The organism is Mesobacillus campisalis, from assembly GCF_000986785.1.
In the GTDB taxonomy this organism is placed as follows: Bacteria; Bacillota; Bacilli; order Bacillales; family Cytobacillaceae; genus Mesobacillus_B; species Mesobacillus_B campisalis.
Genome location: NZ_LAYY01000017.1, coordinates 1 through 13,474, shown reverse-complemented (window position 1 = coordinate 13,474; position 13,474 = coordinate 1). Strand labels below are relative to the sequence as shown.

13 protein-coding genes, 19 tRNA genes and 2 rRNA genes are annotated in these 13,474 nt (G+C 45.1%); 6 read left to right on the top strand and 28 right to left on the bottom strand.

The genetic code is table 11. The features are described from left to right. Window positions 1-6: 6 nt before the first annotated feature. The gene (locus WQ57_RS15370; protein WP_046524652.1) at window positions 7-1,215 is read left to right on the top strand and encodes a dicarboxylate/amino acid:cation symporter; all 1,209 of its coding nucleotides are present in this window, start codon (window positions 7-9) and stop codon (window positions 1,213-1,215) included. 247 nt (window positions 1,216-1,462) lie between these two features. Next, window positions 1,463-1,666, top strand: coding sequence for a thioredoxin domain-containing protein (locus tag WQ57_RS27230; RefSeq protein ID WP_084820291.1), 204 nt, complete (start codon window positions 1,463-1,465; stop codon window positions 1,664-1,666). Between the two features lie 50 nt (window positions 1,667-1,716). Here WQ57_RS27230 and WQ57_RS15360 read toward each other — a convergent pair whose 3' ends face one another. From WQ57_RS15360 to WQ57_RS15340, 5 genes are all read right to left on the bottom strand, one after another. Then, on the bottom strand, window positions 1,717-3,114 hold the full coding sequence (locus WQ57_RS15360) for a M28 family peptidase (protein WP_046524651.1): 1,398 nt from the start codon (window positions 3,112-3,114) through the stop codon (window positions 1,717-1,719). Window positions 3,115-3,347: 233 nt separating this feature from the next. Continuing rightward, window positions 3,348-4,055 (bottom strand): ABC transporter ATP-binding protein, encoded by a 708-nt coding sequence (locus WQ57_RS15355; protein ID WP_046524650.1) that lies wholly within the window; start codon window positions 4,053-4,055, stop codon window positions 3,348-3,350. Window positions 4,056-4,058: 3 nt separating this feature from the next. Further along, window positions 4,059-5,126 carry an ABC transporter permease gene (locus WQ57_RS15350; protein ID WP_046524649.1) on the bottom strand — a complete coding sequence of 356 codons (1,068 nt, stop codon included), beginning with the start codon at window positions 5,124-5,126 and terminating at the stop codon, window positions 4,059-4,061. A gap of 129 nt (window positions 5,127-5,255) precedes the next feature. After that, the gene (locus WQ57_RS15345) at window positions 5,256-6,143 is read right to left on the bottom strand and encodes a MerR family transcriptional regulator (RefSeq protein WP_052948781.1); all 888 of its coding nucleotides are present in this window, start codon (window positions 6,141-6,143) and stop codon (window positions 5,256-5,258) included. A gap of 139 nt (window positions 6,144-6,282) precedes the next feature. Then, on the bottom strand, window positions 6,283-7,176 hold the full coding sequence (locus WQ57_RS15340) for an acyl-ACP desaturase (RefSeq protein ID WP_046524648.1): 894 nt from the start codon (window positions 7,174-7,176) through the stop codon (window positions 6,283-6,285). Between the two features lie 271 nt (window positions 7,177-7,447). On the opposite strand from WQ57_RS15340, the gene WQ57_RS27045 reads away from it, so the two are divergent. Next, window positions 7,448-7,594 (top strand): hypothetical protein, encoded by a 147-nt coding sequence (locus tag WQ57_RS27045; protein ID WP_173427566.1) that lies wholly within the window; start codon window positions 7,448-7,450, stop codon window positions 7,592-7,594. 188 nt (window positions 7,595-7,782) lie between these two features. Further along, complete coding sequence (locus WQ57_RS15335) at window positions 7,783-8,418, top strand: FMN-dependent NADH-azoreductase (RefSeq protein WP_046524647.1); 636 nt, start codon at window positions 7,783-7,785, stop codon at window positions 8,416-8,418. Between the two features lie 69 nt (window positions 8,419-8,487). Here the strand turns inward: WQ57_RS15335 and WQ57_RS15330 are convergent, their stop codons facing one another. After that, the gene (locus tag WQ57_RS15330; protein WP_420912398.1) at window positions 8,488-9,282 is read right to left on the bottom strand and encodes an aldo/keto reductase; all 795 of its coding nucleotides are present in this window, start codon (window positions 9,280-9,282) and stop codon (window positions 8,488-8,490) included. A gap of 176 nt (window positions 9,283-9,458) precedes the next feature. Here WQ57_RS15330 and WQ57_RS15325 point away from each other — a divergent pair, with 176 nt between their 5' ends. After that, complete coding sequence (locus WQ57_RS15325; protein ID WP_241481555.1) at window positions 9,459-10,193, top strand: Na-translocating system protein MpsC family protein; 735 nt, start codon at window positions 9,459-9,461, stop codon at window positions 10,191-10,193. 270 nt (window positions 10,194-10,463) lie between these two features. Then, window positions 10,464-10,757: a hypothetical protein gene (locus WQ57_RS15320; protein WP_046524645.1), complete on the top strand. Its 294-nt coding sequence runs from the start codon at window positions 10,464-10,466 to the stop codon at window positions 10,755-10,757. 98 nt (window positions 10,758-10,855) lie between these two features. Here the strand turns inward: WQ57_RS15320 and WQ57_RS27040 are convergent, their stop codons facing one another. The 22 genes from WQ57_RS27040 to WQ57_RS15215 form a co-directional block, all read right to left on the bottom strand. After that, complete coding sequence (locus WQ57_RS27040) at window positions 10,856-10,996, bottom strand: hypothetical protein (RefSeq protein WP_173427565.1); 141 nt, start codon at window positions 10,994-10,996, stop codon at window positions 10,856-10,858. A gap of 190 nt (window positions 10,997-11,186) precedes the next feature. Then, window positions 11,187-11,260, bottom strand: a tRNA-Ile gene (locus tag WQ57_RS15315). Between the two features lie 28 nt (window positions 11,261-11,288). Beyond that, a tRNA-Gly gene (locus WQ57_RS15310) sits at window positions 11,289-11,362 on the bottom strand. 77 nt (window positions 11,363-11,439) lie between these two features. Further along, window positions 11,440-11,515, bottom strand: a tRNA-His gene (locus tag WQ57_RS15305). 12 nt (window positions 11,516-11,527) lie between these two features. Next, window positions 11,528-11,601, bottom strand: a tRNA-Trp gene (locus tag WQ57_RS15300). Between the two features lie 3 nt (window positions 11,602-11,604). Further along, a tRNA-Tyr gene (locus WQ57_RS15295) sits at window positions 11,605-11,689 on the bottom strand. Window positions 11,690-11,700: 11 nt separating this feature from the next. Then, a tRNA-Phe gene (locus WQ57_RS15290) sits at window positions 11,701-11,773 on the bottom strand. 34 nt (window positions 11,774-11,807) lie between these two features. Beyond that, window positions 11,808-11,883 (bottom strand) — tRNA-Asp (locus WQ57_RS15285). 3 nt (window positions 11,884-11,886) lie between these two features. Beyond that, a tRNA-Met gene (locus WQ57_RS15280) sits at window positions 11,887-11,960 on the bottom strand. Between the two features lie 38 nt (window positions 11,961-11,998). After that, a tRNA-Ser gene (locus WQ57_RS15275) sits at window positions 11,999-12,091 on the bottom strand. A 9-nt stretch (window positions 12,092-12,100) separates the two neighbouring features. Further along, window positions 12,101-12,177, bottom strand: a tRNA-Met gene (locus tag WQ57_RS15270). A gap of 18 nt (window positions 12,178-12,195) precedes the next feature. Further along, window positions 12,196-12,268 (bottom strand) — tRNA-Ala (locus WQ57_RS15265). Between the two features lie 6 nt (window positions 12,269-12,274). Beyond that, a tRNA-Pro gene (locus WQ57_RS15260) sits at window positions 12,275-12,351 on the bottom strand. A gap of 6 nt (window positions 12,352-12,357) precedes the next feature. Then, a tRNA-Arg gene (locus WQ57_RS15255) sits at window positions 12,358-12,434 on the bottom strand. A 7-nt stretch (window positions 12,435-12,441) separates the two neighbouring features. Beyond that, window positions 12,442-12,516, bottom strand: a tRNA-Gly gene (locus tag WQ57_RS15250). 5 nt (window positions 12,517-12,521) lie between these two features. After that, window positions 12,522-12,606 (bottom strand) — tRNA-Leu (locus tag WQ57_RS15245). Between the two features lie 10 nt (window positions 12,607-12,616). Beyond that, window positions 12,617-12,692: transfer RNA gene (locus tag WQ57_RS15240), tRNA-Lys, on the bottom strand. A 99-nt stretch (window positions 12,693-12,791) separates the two neighbouring features. Next, window positions 12,792-12,867, bottom strand: a tRNA-Thr gene (locus WQ57_RS15235). Between the two features lie 7 nt (window positions 12,868-12,874). After that, window positions 12,875-12,950, bottom strand: a tRNA-Val gene (locus tag WQ57_RS15230). A gap of 4 nt (window positions 12,951-12,954) precedes the next feature. After that, window positions 12,955-13,029 (bottom strand) — tRNA-Glu (locus WQ57_RS15225). A 52-nt stretch (window positions 13,030-13,081) separates the two neighbouring features. Beyond that, window positions 13,082-13,197 (bottom strand): 5S ribosomal RNA (gene rrf / locus WQ57_RS15220). A gap of 151 nt (window positions 13,198-13,348) precedes the next feature. After that, window positions 13,349-13,474 (bottom strand): 23S ribosomal RNA (locus tag WQ57_RS15215); the annotation flags it as partial.

Sequence of the window (13,474 nt, the reverse complement as noted above, 5' to 3'; positions counted from 1 at the left end):
ATTGGAATGAAAAGGATTGGAATGCTTACGCAAATCTTCATCGGGTTTGTTCTCGCCATTATTTTAGGCGTGATATTCGGGCCAAGCATCGCTGTCGTTCAGCCTCTTGGCGACTTATTCCTGAGATTGATCAAATTCATTGTTGTTCCTTTGGTGCTGGCTTCTTTAATCACAGGAATTACTAGCTTAAACAATGTTAACAAGTTGCTGTCTTTAGGCGGAAAAACGATAGTCTATTTTTTGGCGACCACCTTTTTCGCCGTCTTAATTGGTCTGGCGGCAGGATTTATCCTCTCGCCTGGAAAGGGAGTGGATATCGCGCTTCCAACCGAAAGTGCAGAAAAAGCGGAAGCCCCTGGAATTACGGAAACTCTCTTGAACTTTATTCCAGTCAATCCATTCGAGTCCCTGACAAACGGTAATATCTTGCAGATTATCTTTATCGCCATTGCCATCGGAATAGCCATCACAACCGTTGGAGAAAAAGCAAAACCGCTGGCGGATTTCTTTGAGGCACTGGCTCAGGTGATGTATAAAATAACTGGCTTTATCATGAAACTGGCTCCAATCGGGATTTTCGGAATTCTCGCCCCGATTGTTGGCAATTACGGTTTGGACATTCTCCTGCCACTGTTAAAAGTCATCCTGGCGGTAGCGATTGGCTGTTTGCTGCAAGTGCTCGTAACCTACTCGATTGCCGTCCGTACGTTGGGTAAAATGAGCCCGCTCGCTTTTATTAAAGGAATCGCCCCGGCCGGGATAGTCGCGTTTACCACGGCGAGCAGTTCCGGGACTTTACCCGTCACCATCAAAAACACGCAGGAGAATCTTGCGGTCTCCAAGGAAGTTAGCTCGTTTGTTCTTCCGCTCGGGTCCACGATCAATATGGACGGCTCCGCCATCTATCAGGGCGTGGCGGCCGTGTTTATTGCCCAGTTTTTTGGAGTGGACCTTTCCATGGGGCAAATTGTCACCATTGCCTTTATGGCTGTCGTTGTTTCAATCGGCGCAGCTGGTGTTCCCGGCGCCGGACTAATCATGCTGACAATGGTCCTCCAGTCGGTCAATCTCCCGCTTGAGGGCATCGCATTGATTGCGGCGATTGACCGGATCCTCGATATGTTCCGGACCAGCACGAACGTGATCGGTGATGCATCTGCTGCAGTAGTCGTCCAACATCAGGAAAATAAAGCTTCTTTAGCGAAAAGCGCATAATAAAGGTGCAGGAAGTTCGGGTAATGATGCCCGGACTTCTTTTTTGGTGCGGAGGACGTTTACTCAAACCCTGTGAGGGCAAATTAAAGAAACGTCAAACCGTTATTGAGGAGGACTTATAATGAATGAACTAAGATCACTTAACGAAATGAAAGACTTTATCAGCAGCAATAGCTTAAGCTTTATTTATGTGCTAACGGACAGCTGAAGCGTATGTCATGGCTTGCTTCCCCAGGTTGAGGAAGTGATGAAGGATTTCCCCAAAATCCAAACAGGTTTGGTCAATGCTGGACAGGTTCCGGAGATTGCCGGATACTTGATGGCCTTTACCGTTCCTGTACTTGTTCTATATGTGAATGGCAAAGAATATTTGCGTGAAGCGCGGATTGTACAGGTTGAAAAGTTCAGGGAGGACGTTTCCAGGATTTACGAAGGCTTTGCAGAAGAATAGAAAAACGCCAGCATCCTTCTATCAGGAACGGCTGGCGTTTTTTGTATTGATTATTGTACTTGCTGTTCGCTGTACAAATGCGGCAGCTTTTGCGCTTTGCCTTTATTGGCTTTTGGTCCCTGGTTTTCCGGACGCACCAACTCATAGATGGCTGTTCCGACGATCTCGGCAACATCCTGAAGCTTTTCTTTGCTGATCTTGTCAATCGTATCCTCAGGAGTATGGTACCAAGGCTCAAGCGGCCTATGGATGAAGGAAGCCGCCGCGATACCCGCTTCGGTGAATGGGACATGGTCACTGCTTCCGCCAAGTTCAAAAGGTGTTGGCTCGCCATTCAGGCGGGCGCTTGAAGATTGTGCAGTGTCAGATACAATATTCGGCTGGCCATCGGCAACATTAATAACCAGGTGGCCTGCATCGCGACTGCCGACCATGTCAAGATTGAAATAGCCGACGAAGCGGTTTTTCTCGTCTTCAGACAGCTGGCTCGTATAATAGCGGGAGCCAATCAAGCCAAGCTCTTCTGCACCAAAGGTGATAAATCTCAGCTCTGTATTCGTTGGGATGTCCTTCAGGACACGCGCAAGCTCAAGCGTCATTGCCGTTCCTGACGCATCGTCATTGGCGCCTGGAGCACCTGCCACTGAATCATGATGGGCACCAAGTGCGACGATTCCACCGGTCGCCTTGTTTTTATTGGTTGGCGCTTTTGTGGCGATGACGTTATGGGAAGTGCGCATTCCGCCTTCTGCCCCTTCGATGTTGATGGTGGCGGTTTTTGCTTCTGTCTTCAAAGCTTCGACAAGAGCTTGTCCAACTTCCTGGGTTACGGAAACCACTGGAACATAATCCTCGTCAGGGCCACCAAGCGTACCGTTGATTACGCCAGCAGTATTGTTATAGATGATGACTCCTGTTGCACCTGCTTCTGCCGCGTTCAGTACCTTGTCAGCGAATGAAATAGAGCCGCGCTGGACAAGGGCAATTTTTCCAGTCAAGTCCTTCCCTGCCAATTCAGCTTTTGTTCCTAATCCTACAAACTCAAGTGGAGCTGTTACATTCCCATCCATTCCGTATGTAAACGATAGCGGGTTCAGTTCCCCTTCGTAGCCATCAATGGTCAATTCAACCGTTGTTGGAGCGGTGTAACCGTAGAATTGGAATTCCTGAAGTTCAGTCTTGTATCCATAGGATTCAAACTTCTCCTTCACAAACCGTATCGCATTTTGCTCGGCTTCCGTTCCGGCAACACGAGGAGTCTGCGCAAGATAATCTATATTGTTGTAAATGTTGTCCACATTGATCTGGTTAAGCACTTTCTTATCGAACACATTGAATGGCTGTGTTTGCTGCGATTCCACAGGTGTTGCGAATATGGCGGGCGCCCCAAGTGTACTGACTGCCAGCCCGGCCGCTAATGTAAGTGTCAATAAAGGCTTCTTCTTCATAAAATTCCTCCTAAAATAGTAAAATTGGAACTACCGAAGATAATATTATAATTTTCAGAATATAAATATAAGTGAGAAAGTTACTATTTTTCACTAGTCTAATAGTCATATTTTACAAAAATAGAATCCTCAGCAGGTCATATTGTCCTGATTTTGTCTTGACCAGGAAAAAGGCGGAAAAAAACAGAAAAAACCCTCCTGCCCATTGATGCTGGCAGGAGGGTTTTTGTTGATTAATGATTTGAGAAAGAAGAGCTTTCCATGGCGTTGCTGACTTCTTGCTTAAGCTGTCCATCCGTTATTTTATATACCTTGTCGCAGTACTGGATCAGCCTGGTGTCATGCGTGACAACAATAACCGTTTTGCCGTTGTTGGTCGCAGCTTTCTTAAGCATCTCCATTACTTCAAAGGCACGGTCCGAATCCAGCGACGCGGTCGGTTCATCGGCCAGAATGATGCTTGGGTTCGTATATAATGCTTTAGCGATGGCTACCCGCTGCCTTTGTCCCCCTGACAGGTCGGAAGGAAAGCTGCCCATTAAATCGGCAATTCCCAATGAATCGTACAACTCCTTCAGTTTTTCAGCTTCCATGTTATTTTTTTTCACCTTATCAAGCAACTGCAGCTGCTGCTGGACATTCAGGAAAGGCACAAGATTGGAGGACTGAAGCACAAACCCGATTTCCTGCAGTCGGATTGATGCCCGCTGTTTTTCTTTAAGGTGGGTGATGTCCTGGCCATTTATAAGGACTTCGCCATTGCTGGGAGACTGGAGACCGCCCGCAATCGTCAGAAATGTACTCTTCCCGGATCCGGAGGGGCCAATGATAGCAATCAGCTCCCCGCCTTCAGCGGCAAAGCTTGTAGTCTTTAATGCTTCTATTTCTGTTTGGCCGGATTTGAATACTTTATTGACATTTATCAATTGCAAAAGTGCCATTGCTTACCCTCCTATTGCCTCTAATGGATCGATTTTTACAATGGTCTGGATGGAGAACAGCGCTCCCAGAACCGAAACGAATACAAGGACGGCTCCATAGATTAGCATATCCATGTAGTTAAAAGCGACTGGAACGGCAGCCGGAAGGAAATACCCCGTGGCAATCGTAAGGACGAACCCAATTATGGTTCCTGCCAATGCCAATAGAAAGGTCTGGGCAACAACCGACTTGGCGAGATAGCCGCTGGAAACTCCCTGAGCTTTCATGACTCCAAAAATACTGATTTTCTGTATTGTTAAAACATACAGGAAAATCGCCAGGATAACGGCAGATATGATGAACAGGAAGTAAATCATAAACGAAAGTGTCAAGCTCTGCTCCGAATAGCCAGGCATCCCTTCAATAAAGGTTTGAGTCGGCACAACCTGGAGGGAATCGGCCACCTCAATTTCATCGAGGTTCCCAGTCCGGACAACAAAGCCATTCACTTTGTAGTCCCTGTTTTCAGCAGAGTCGCCAAAACGCACTTTTTGGAGCGTCTCAAAACTTCCATATAAAACCGGAGATGCGTTGAATCTGGCATCCTCGGTAAAACCGCTTATTGTCAAGGTTTCATCCACCGATGATAGCTTGAGTTCGTCACCAATCTGAAAGCCTTCTTCCCTAAGCGAATCGTCGGCGACCACTTCTCCTGTATATTTGAAAGCCCGCCCTTCCGTTACATCCGGCATGATGAATTCATCCTCGGAGATTCCAAATATGGCAACGGGAGATTTTTGCTCCCCGGAGGTTGCGATGGCATTGAACTGCCCTAAGGTTGCATACTCGCTTGCCCCGTTGCCGTCATACTCATCCGGATTCATGCTTGATTGCGGAAGATTAATGTCGGACTCTTCTGTCAGGATGATTCCATCGGCGTCCCATTTTACAACTGCTTCCTTATTGAGGTTTTCCAGTCCATTTGCGAGACCGGATAAAAAGAAGACCAAATAGGATACCAGTGTCAGGACACCAACAATCAGACTGAAGCGCAGCTTATTATTCTTCATCTCATTCCAAGCCAGAAACATGTTTCCACTTCCTTCAGGTTGATAGATATATAAGTTTTGTATAATAAATATATAAATTTTTGAAGGAAATAGCAATTAAAAAGCCAAAAAGCCATCTTTTTGTGCACCTGCCCTGTCCAATCGGTAGCATCATTTATCAATCATCGAAGACAAAATTTCCAGCCACTTGGGTTGATCGGCAGGCGCTATGTCCCAACGCGGGTCTGCTGCCTTGCTCTTTTGGACCCCCGAACCACCGACAAGAAATTTCAGATGGCTGTTTTGCTCACTTAAGGTGTCTATATATGTGTTAATGGTTGTCTCATTTTTTTTACTGGTTGTGGAAATGGCCAATATGTCGATGTCTTTATCCCGGATTAGTTCACCAAGACCCTGAAGAGGTGTGTTGGCACCAATATAATAGACTGGATAATGCTTTTCTTTTAAAAACAGCACAAACATAATCAGCCCAAGTTGATGCTGTTCACCTTCCGGACAGATGGCCATTACTTTTGGCAGACCAGGCTGTGGCTGAAAAATGCTGAAAAATTTCATTGCCCTCTGCATGACGATATTGCTGATCATATGCTCCTTGGCAACATACAGAGACCCTTTTTCCCATTCCTCTCCCACCTTATACATGAGCGGTACAAGAATGGAAAAAAAGACGGTTTTATGGGGGAATTGTGAAAAATATAAATCGAGAAGGAAGTTGCACCGTTCAGCATCCAAATCATGCACGGCTGTTAATAAATCCTTTATCTGGGTTTCATAAGGCTGTTCCACACCATCGGCAGCCATTTCTTCCTCCGCCTGCTCCTTCTTGGCGTGCAAAAGCTTGACAGCCTGGCTGATTGCAATTCCTTTATCTTGAACCTGTTTTTTTAACCATTTTAAATCGTGCAGATGCTCCTCGGTATATACCCTGTGTCCCGCCTCGGTGCGTATTGGAGTGATCGCGTTGTAGCGGGTTTCCCATGACCGGATGGTAACAGTCGGCATATCCAGTATCTTTGAGATGGCTTTAATATTGTACATTTCTGACCCTTCTTTTACAAAAATTATACATTTACTATATATCGATTTCCTCAAGAACACAATACAGACTTTACAGGATGAGGCATTCCTTTCTTGCCAAAAAAAAACAACGGCTAGGAATCCTAACCGCCGCTTTGTACTAGCTATTTTTACTGTAAAATCGGTCCCTTACCCTTTTCAGCCTGGCATGGTAATTAAGGATTTCCAGCCGCGCTTTTTCTGCTTCAGGAGCGATTGGCCTCAGCTTTTCAATTTCCCAGTAGTCGATAATTACATCAAGGACCTGGTCGAAATATTCAAGCGGACCATAATTCGCTTCTTTTGCGATAATGGACATCCTGTCTTCAAAGTCTGGCATGACGGCACCAGGCATTTTAAAGTTCATGATCACATTCCCCAAATAGTAACAGTAATTAGGCTCAAGCTGAAGATGATATTTAATGACATCCCGGTAAAAAGCATAATGCAGGGTTTCATCCTTTGCCAACCGCCTCAGAAGGGAGGCAAGGTCCTTATCGTGGGGTCCTGCCACTTTTGCAACATTATAATAAAACACCATGGTCGCAAGTTCCTGCATTGATGTATAAACCATTGTTTCAAAAGGAGTGTGGAAATCCGGGTTCCACCCATTCTCCATTGTCTGCTTATGCAGCTGGTGGAGCCTTTTAGGATCGACATTACGGGTAATTAAAAGATATGTTTCCAGCAAATTGGAGTGCTGGTCTTCTTCCGCAGTCCAGGTATGGACAAACTCTTTTATCACAGTGAGCGACCCTTTGAAGGTTTGGTCCAGATAGGAAGTGAACCAGGGGAGGTTCACTTCGGTGAGAAGTGCAGTTTCCACTGCCGTGATGACAGAAGCAGGCAGTGTCACCTGGCTTTCATCCCATGGTACTCTCCGAAAGTCCATTGCCTTGTCCCAAGGCAGGAAATCATGATATCCCCAGTCAATCTTCTCTGCGCGTTTTTTGTGTTCCTCGTATAATTCTCTCACTTTTGGTTCCAATCTAAAATCCAAATGATTTGTCAGCACAGCTAGCCCTCCGTTGTTTTCAAAGATTCCCTGATTCCTGGCTGATGATAGTCAGCAAAACAAACCATCAGCTGAAAGTTTCTTCCTGATTTTTCATCTGATATTAATACCAGATACCAATTAAATTATAACATAAATTCTGTTTCTTCAATTAAAATGGTGCATAACAATAAAAGTTGGTAAGATTGGCCTCTTTATGATGGGGAACATGCTTTCACCATGTATAAAAACCCTAATTTGCTCACAACTTACTTAATATGGAGGTGACAGAATGGAAAATCAGCCTTTCCATTATGATGGAAGTTTTCACACTAATGATGCCTTGACTGGTGAAGCGATGCAGAACCCATTTATTTTGAGTGATGAGATGCGCGCCAATATCAGTACAAATCCCTTCTCCGCTGGTACAGAGGAATAAATTCAGAAAAGGCGTCTTTAGTGAGATCGCCTTTTTTAGTGTTGAGCATACTAGTTGAAAAAGGAAGAAACAACGGAGATAATATATCCCGAATTAAAAAATATTTGATTCAAGTAAATTACATAAGATGTAATTTACTGCAGAAACTAAAATGTATATATTTTACGAATAGAAAGGAAAGAATCAGGATGACAAAAGTATTGTACATTACTGCCCACCCTCATGATGACACTCAATCTTACAGTATGGCGGTAGCCAAGGCATTTATTGACAGCTACAAAGAAGCAAATTCCGATCATGAAATCATTCATGTTGATTTGTATAAAGAGAACATTCCGCAGCTTGACGTCGATGTTTTCAACGGTTGGGGAAAACTTCGTTCGGGGCAGGAATTCGACCAGCTTACCTCCGAGGAGAAAGCAAAAGTAAGCAGGCTTAATGAATTAAGTGAGCAATTTATTGCTGCTGACAAGTATGTTTTTGTGACACCATTGTGGAACTTCTCTTTTCCCCCAGTCATGAAAGCTTATATGGATTCAGTAGCAGTTGCCGGCAAGACCTTTAAATACACCGAGCAAGGCCCAGTTGGCCTTTTGACGGATAAAAAGGGCTTGCATATCCAGGCGCGCGGCGGCATCTATTCAGAAGGCCCTGCAGCCCAGATGGAAATGGGTCATCGCTACCTTGAGATCATGATGCAATTCTTTGGAGTCCCTTCCTTTGAAGGACTGTTTATCGAGGGCCATAACGCTTTGCCTGACAAAGCAGAAGAAATTAAGGAAAATGCAATTGCACGTGCAAAAGATTTGGCTCAAACATTCTAATGCATGCAAAAAAAGCCTGGAGCATGCTCCAGGCTCTTTTCTTGGCAGCTCTCACCGGAAGCACAAGCTTTATGCCCGATGCATTTCCTCGGGGTCCGGCCCTTGACGCCTGTTTTGGTTAAGCGAATCCATTTGCTGCATTTCTTCGTGTGAAAGTTCAAAATCGAAAACGTTGATGTTTTCTTCAATCCTGCTTGGGGTCGTAGATTTTGGGATTGCAATTACATCATTTTGCAAATGCCAGCGCAGGATGACTTGGGCCGGGGTCTTGCCATGCTGTTCTGCAATTTTGACAATCACCTCATCCTTAAGCGCCTCTCCCCCTTGCATCAATGGTCCCCATGCCTCTACGTAGATTCCGTTATCAGAACAGAACTTTCTCAATTCAGGTTGGGAGAAGTATGGATGAAGTTCCACCTGGTTGACAACCGGCTTGACCTTGCACTCGGACAAAATTCTTTCCAGGTGCCCAATATTAAAATTGGACACGCCGATTGCCCGTACCTTGCCATCTTCATATAGTTTTTCCAGTGCCTTAAAAGTTTCTATATATTTGTTATTCCTTGGTGTAGGCCAATGGATAAGATAAAGATCGAGATAATCGAGTCCCAGTCTCTCTAGACTTTCGTCGAAGGCTTTCAGGGTTGATTCATACCCCTGGTCGCTGTTCCACACTTTGGTGGTGATGAACAGCTCCTCGCGCGGCACGCCAGCTTCACGGATGGCTTGTCCAACGCCTCTTTCATTTTTGTATAAGGCCGCGGTATCAATGGATCTATAACCCACTTCTATGGCCTTTTTTACCGCTTCAATGACACTCTCGCCTTCTTCTACCAGATAAACGCCAAAGCCCAATTGCGGCATTTCAATTCCATTATTTAATTTCACGTTCACAGACATTCCTCCACTTCATAAATAAACTTCCCTTTTTATTTTAACTCTGTTAAACCCTAACGGCAATTTTCGAAGACCAATCTCCTATCTCCCATTTATGTTTTAAAACAGATACATTGAGGGAATGGTATAAAGGAATAATATACATGAGGATGAAGGATATGGAAAACGAGTTATTGGAAAAGGATATACTCGAAAAAGAAATTGCCGGTTTTATTGGGCGCCTGCTAAGAGACCAATTCGGCCGGGGACCGGGTGGAGTACATTGTACCTTGTCCGGCCTGTTTTTGACTGTCCATCTCACCAGCTTCCTTTCACCGATGGAAAAGTCCCTGATTGAGAGAAAGCAGGACATCTTTGTCCATAAGACCCGCGATCTTCTGATGGAAAAAATCATTAATGAAATTAAAAGTTTTACAGAATTGACATTAAAAAAGGAAATACGCGATTTTTATTATGATTGGAATTTACATTTGCGTTCAGGGATGTTCCTGATGGTCCTTCCTTCATCACTCCAGAATGATACAGCAATCCCCCCTTACCGCAATAAGGAAAAAGTCCATCATGAAATAATTGAAGTGAGTGAAGAGGCCCAAAAGACTCCCCAAAAAACAGAATCAATTTTGCTTAACAAACGCCAGTTGATGATTGTGAGAAGCGGCATTCTGGTTTCCATTGAAAAGGAATTGATCAGTCTTGGATTTGATGAAACTCTGATCATTGCGAAAAGAAGCCTGGAAAAGCGGCTGCTGGATGAACACCGGAAAAACTTTGAGGCATATTTACACTCTGAAATTACCGATTTCTTTGTAGGCTGGGACTTTAAAAAGGATATATCCTATACCCTTTTCATTATGAACCCAGACAGAAATGGCACTTGATTCCTTTTCCAATAACTATGTTGAACTTTTGCCCGATAGGTGTTAGGATTAAAGAAGGTTAAGACAAAAATCTTAATTATTTATCAAAACCAAAAATCTTAATTATTTATTTATTAAAACCAATAAAATTTGAATTATTTTTTCTGCATAAAGATGAATGGACATAAACCAAACATAGGTCAGAAAAAGAGTTTTAATCGTTGCTCTTTTTCTGACCTTTTTATGTTCCTTTTAAAGTACAGATAAAAATAATGTGGGGGATTTGGGAATTTGAAGTATGAATTATCAGACCAAGAAAAACAATTATTATCCTGTATAGATACCTTTAAACAAAATAAGGCTGCCGACAAGGACCCTCAGCAGCCTGCAATAATCAGAAAAAAAGAGCTAGAAAGCTATCTTGAAGGGATAGCCAAGCAATTCCGGATTCAATACCAAAGGAGCAGCACTCCAATGAATTCGAATTATATATTTTCTTTGGAAAAACATGAAGCCCAGGTGAAGATCTATTATAGATACAGGCACTTCTATACCAGGCATGAGGTCATAATCAAACCACTCTAAGGTTTGCTAGCTTTTATCCACAGGGGGTCCTTCCCCATTATTGGACACTGAGGCTGGAGGGTATAGAAAAGACCCATGACTTATGGCCAATGGATCTTTTAGTGGCTGATTACTTCAGCTAATAAGGTGATATCTTCCTGAATTCTTTCTTTCAGTCCACTATCCGGGCATTTATGGTAATCCTCAACAAGGCGATCAAGTTCGGCGATAAATAATATATATTCATCGTTGTTTATCATGGTGTCCTCCCTCCATTCAGGGATTTCCTAATTATATTACCACCTGGTTGGAAAATAAAACGTAATGTTAGAAATGATTGTAAAATAATGAATGTTGAGGAGACACACCCTTGAATGGTGACACTCCTCACATTTTATACAGGTTTTAAAGCATAAAAAAAAACTAATCCGATAAGGATTAGTTTTTTTATGGGCCTAAGTGGACTCGAACCACCGACCTCACGCTTATCAGGCGTGCGCTCTAACCAGCTGAGCTATAGGCCCGGATTGTCTTACAGGAATAAAATTTGCTTGGAGCGGGTGAAGGGAATCGAACCCTCATCATCAGCTTGGAAGGCTGAGGTTTTACCACTAAACTACACCCGCATAAAGTATTTTTCAACGCACACCATGGGTGTTTGCAGCTTCTGCCTTGCCGCTTAGCCATAGACAACTGGTAAAAATGGGGCGATCGATGGGAATCGAACCCACGAGTGTCGGAGCCACAATCCGATGCGTTAACCACTTCGCCACGACCGCCATGTTCCCCGCTGGCAGGGGTAGTAGGAATCGAACCCACACTGGAGGTTTTGGAGACCTCTGTTCTACCTTTAAACTATACCCCTAAATGGTGGAGGGGGACGGATTCGAACCGCCGAACCCTGAGGGAGCGGATTTACAGTCCGCCGCGTTTAGCCACTTCGCTACCCCTCCAAAAGTCAAGGTGGCTCAGGACGGAATCGAACCGCCGACACAAGGATTTTCAGTCCTTTGCTCTACCGACTGAGCTACTGAGCCATATAGTGATACTATTTTCTTAGTGAAATCAAAATGGCGGTCCCGACGGGAATCGAACCCGCGATCTCCTGCGTGACAGGCAGGCATGTTAACCGCTACACCACGGGACCAGATTGCGGGGGCAGGATTTGAACCTGCGACCTTCGGGTTATGAGCCCGACGAGCTACCGGACTGCTCCACCCCGCGATAATAATATTGATAATAATAATTAGATAAAAAAACAATGGAGGAGGAAAGGGGATTCGAACCCCTGCGCGGTTTGACCCGCCTGTCGGTTTTCAAGACCGATCCCTTCAGCCGGACTTGGGTATTCCTCCATAAAAGGTTGGTAGCGGCGGAGGGGATCGAACCCCCGACCTTACGGGTATGAACCGTACGCTCTAGCCAGCTGAGCTACACCGCCAAATTATTCAAAACAAGGTGGAGCCTAGCGGGATCGAACCGCTGACCTCCTGCGTGCAAAGCAGGCGCTCTCCCAGCTGAGCTAAGGCCCCGAATAATGGTCGGGAAGACAGGATTCGAACCTGCGACCCCTTGGTCCCAAACCAAGTGCTCTACCAAGCTGAGCTACTTCCCGTTAATATGGCGCGCCCGAAAGGAGTCGAACCCATAACCTTCTGATCCGTAGTCAGACGCTCTATCCAATTGAGCTACGGGCGCTATTTACTGGAGCGGAAGACGGGATTCGAACCCGCGACCCCAACCTTGGCAAGGTTGTATTCTACCACTGAACTACTTCCGCTTACATGGTGCGGGTGAAGGGAGTCGAACCCCCACGCCTCGCGGCGCCAGATCCTAAGTCTGGTGCGTCTGCCAATTCCGCCACACCCGCAATATGAAAATGGTGAGCCATGAAGGACTCGAACCTTCGACCCTCTGATTAAAAGTCAGATGCTCTACCGACTGAGCTAATGGCTCGAACATAATTAATCGTACTGTGAGCAGTGTCTCTGCTCAAAATCCCTTACGGGCTTTTTCGCATGTTACCGCAGATGTTAATTCAAGAAGCAAGAAACATGGTGCCGGCGAGAGGACTTGAACCCCCAACCTACTGATTACAAGTCAGTTGCTCTACCAATTGAGCTACACCGGCATAATAATGGTGGAGGATGACGGGATCGAACCGCCGACCCTCTGCTTGTAAGGCAGATGCTCTCCCAGCTGAGCTAATCCTCCAAAATGGTGACCCCTACGGGATTCGAACCCGTGTTACCGCCGTGAAAGGGCGGTGTCTTAACCGCTTGACCAAGGGGCCGAAAGGAATTTTATAGTGTTATCTGCAAAATAAAGTCCCCGATAAGGGGATTGCCTGGCAGCGTCCTACTCTCACAGGGGGAAACCCCCAACTACCATCGGCGCTGAGAAGCTTAACTTCCGTGTTCGGCATGGGAACGGGTGTGACCTTCTCGCCATCGCCGCCAGACTTTTTTAACGACATTGTCTATTATAATGCCTTTTAGTTATTTTGCAAGGAAAACTTTTATTCCCTCAAAACTGGATAATGCATTTCAGAAGGTTTGCAATTTCGAGTATCGTTCTTGTCCAGCTCCGGCTCCTAGCCTTCGCTTTTCGTTTTGGTTAAGTCCTCGATCGATTAGTATCAGTCAGCTCCACACGTCACCGCGCTTCCACCTCTGACCTATCAACCTGATCATCTTTCAGGGATCTTACTAGCTTGACGCTATGGGAAATCTCATCTT

Coding starts and splice junctions, on each gene's coding strand:
- WQ57_RS15370 (WP_046524652.1), top strand. CDS start 7: ATGAAAAGGATTGGAATGCTTACGCAAATCTTCATCGGGTTTGTTCTC.
- WQ57_RS27230 (WP_084820291.1), top strand. CDS start 1,463: ATGAAGGATTTCCCCAAAATCCAAACAGGTTTGGTCAATGCTGGACAG.
- WQ57_RS15360 (WP_046524651.1), bottom strand. CDS start 3,114: ATGAAGAAGAAGCCTTTATTGACACTTACATTAGCGGCCGGGCTGGCA.
- WQ57_RS15355 (WP_046524650.1), bottom strand. CDS start 4,055: ATGGCACTTTTGCAATTGATAAATGTCAATAAAGTATTCAAATCCGGC.
- WQ57_RS15350 (WP_046524649.1), bottom strand. CDS start 5,126: ATGTTTCTGGCTTGGAATGAGATGAAGAATAATAAGCTGCGCTTCAGT.
- WQ57_RS15345 (WP_052948781.1), bottom strand. CDS start 6,143: ATGTACAATATTAAAGCCATCTCAAAGATACTGGATATGCCGACTGTT.
- WQ57_RS27045 (WP_173427566.1), top strand. CDS start 7,448: ATGGAAAATCAGCCTTTCCATTATGATGGAAGTTTTCACACTAATGAT.
- WQ57_RS15335 (WP_046524647.1), top strand. CDS start 7,783: ATGACAAAAGTATTGTACATTACTGCCCACCCTCATGATGACACTCAA.
- WQ57_RS15330 (WP_420912398.1), bottom strand. CDS start 9,282: ATGCCGCAATTGGGCTTTGGCGTTTATCTGGTAGAAGAAGGCGAGAGT.
- WQ57_RS15325 (WP_241481555.1), top strand. CDS start 9,459: ATGAGGATGAAGGATATGGAAAACGAGTTATTGGAAAAGGATATACTC.
- WQ57_RS27040 (WP_173427565.1), bottom strand. CDS start 10,996: ATGATAAACAACGATGAATATATATTATTTATCGCCGAACTTGATCGC.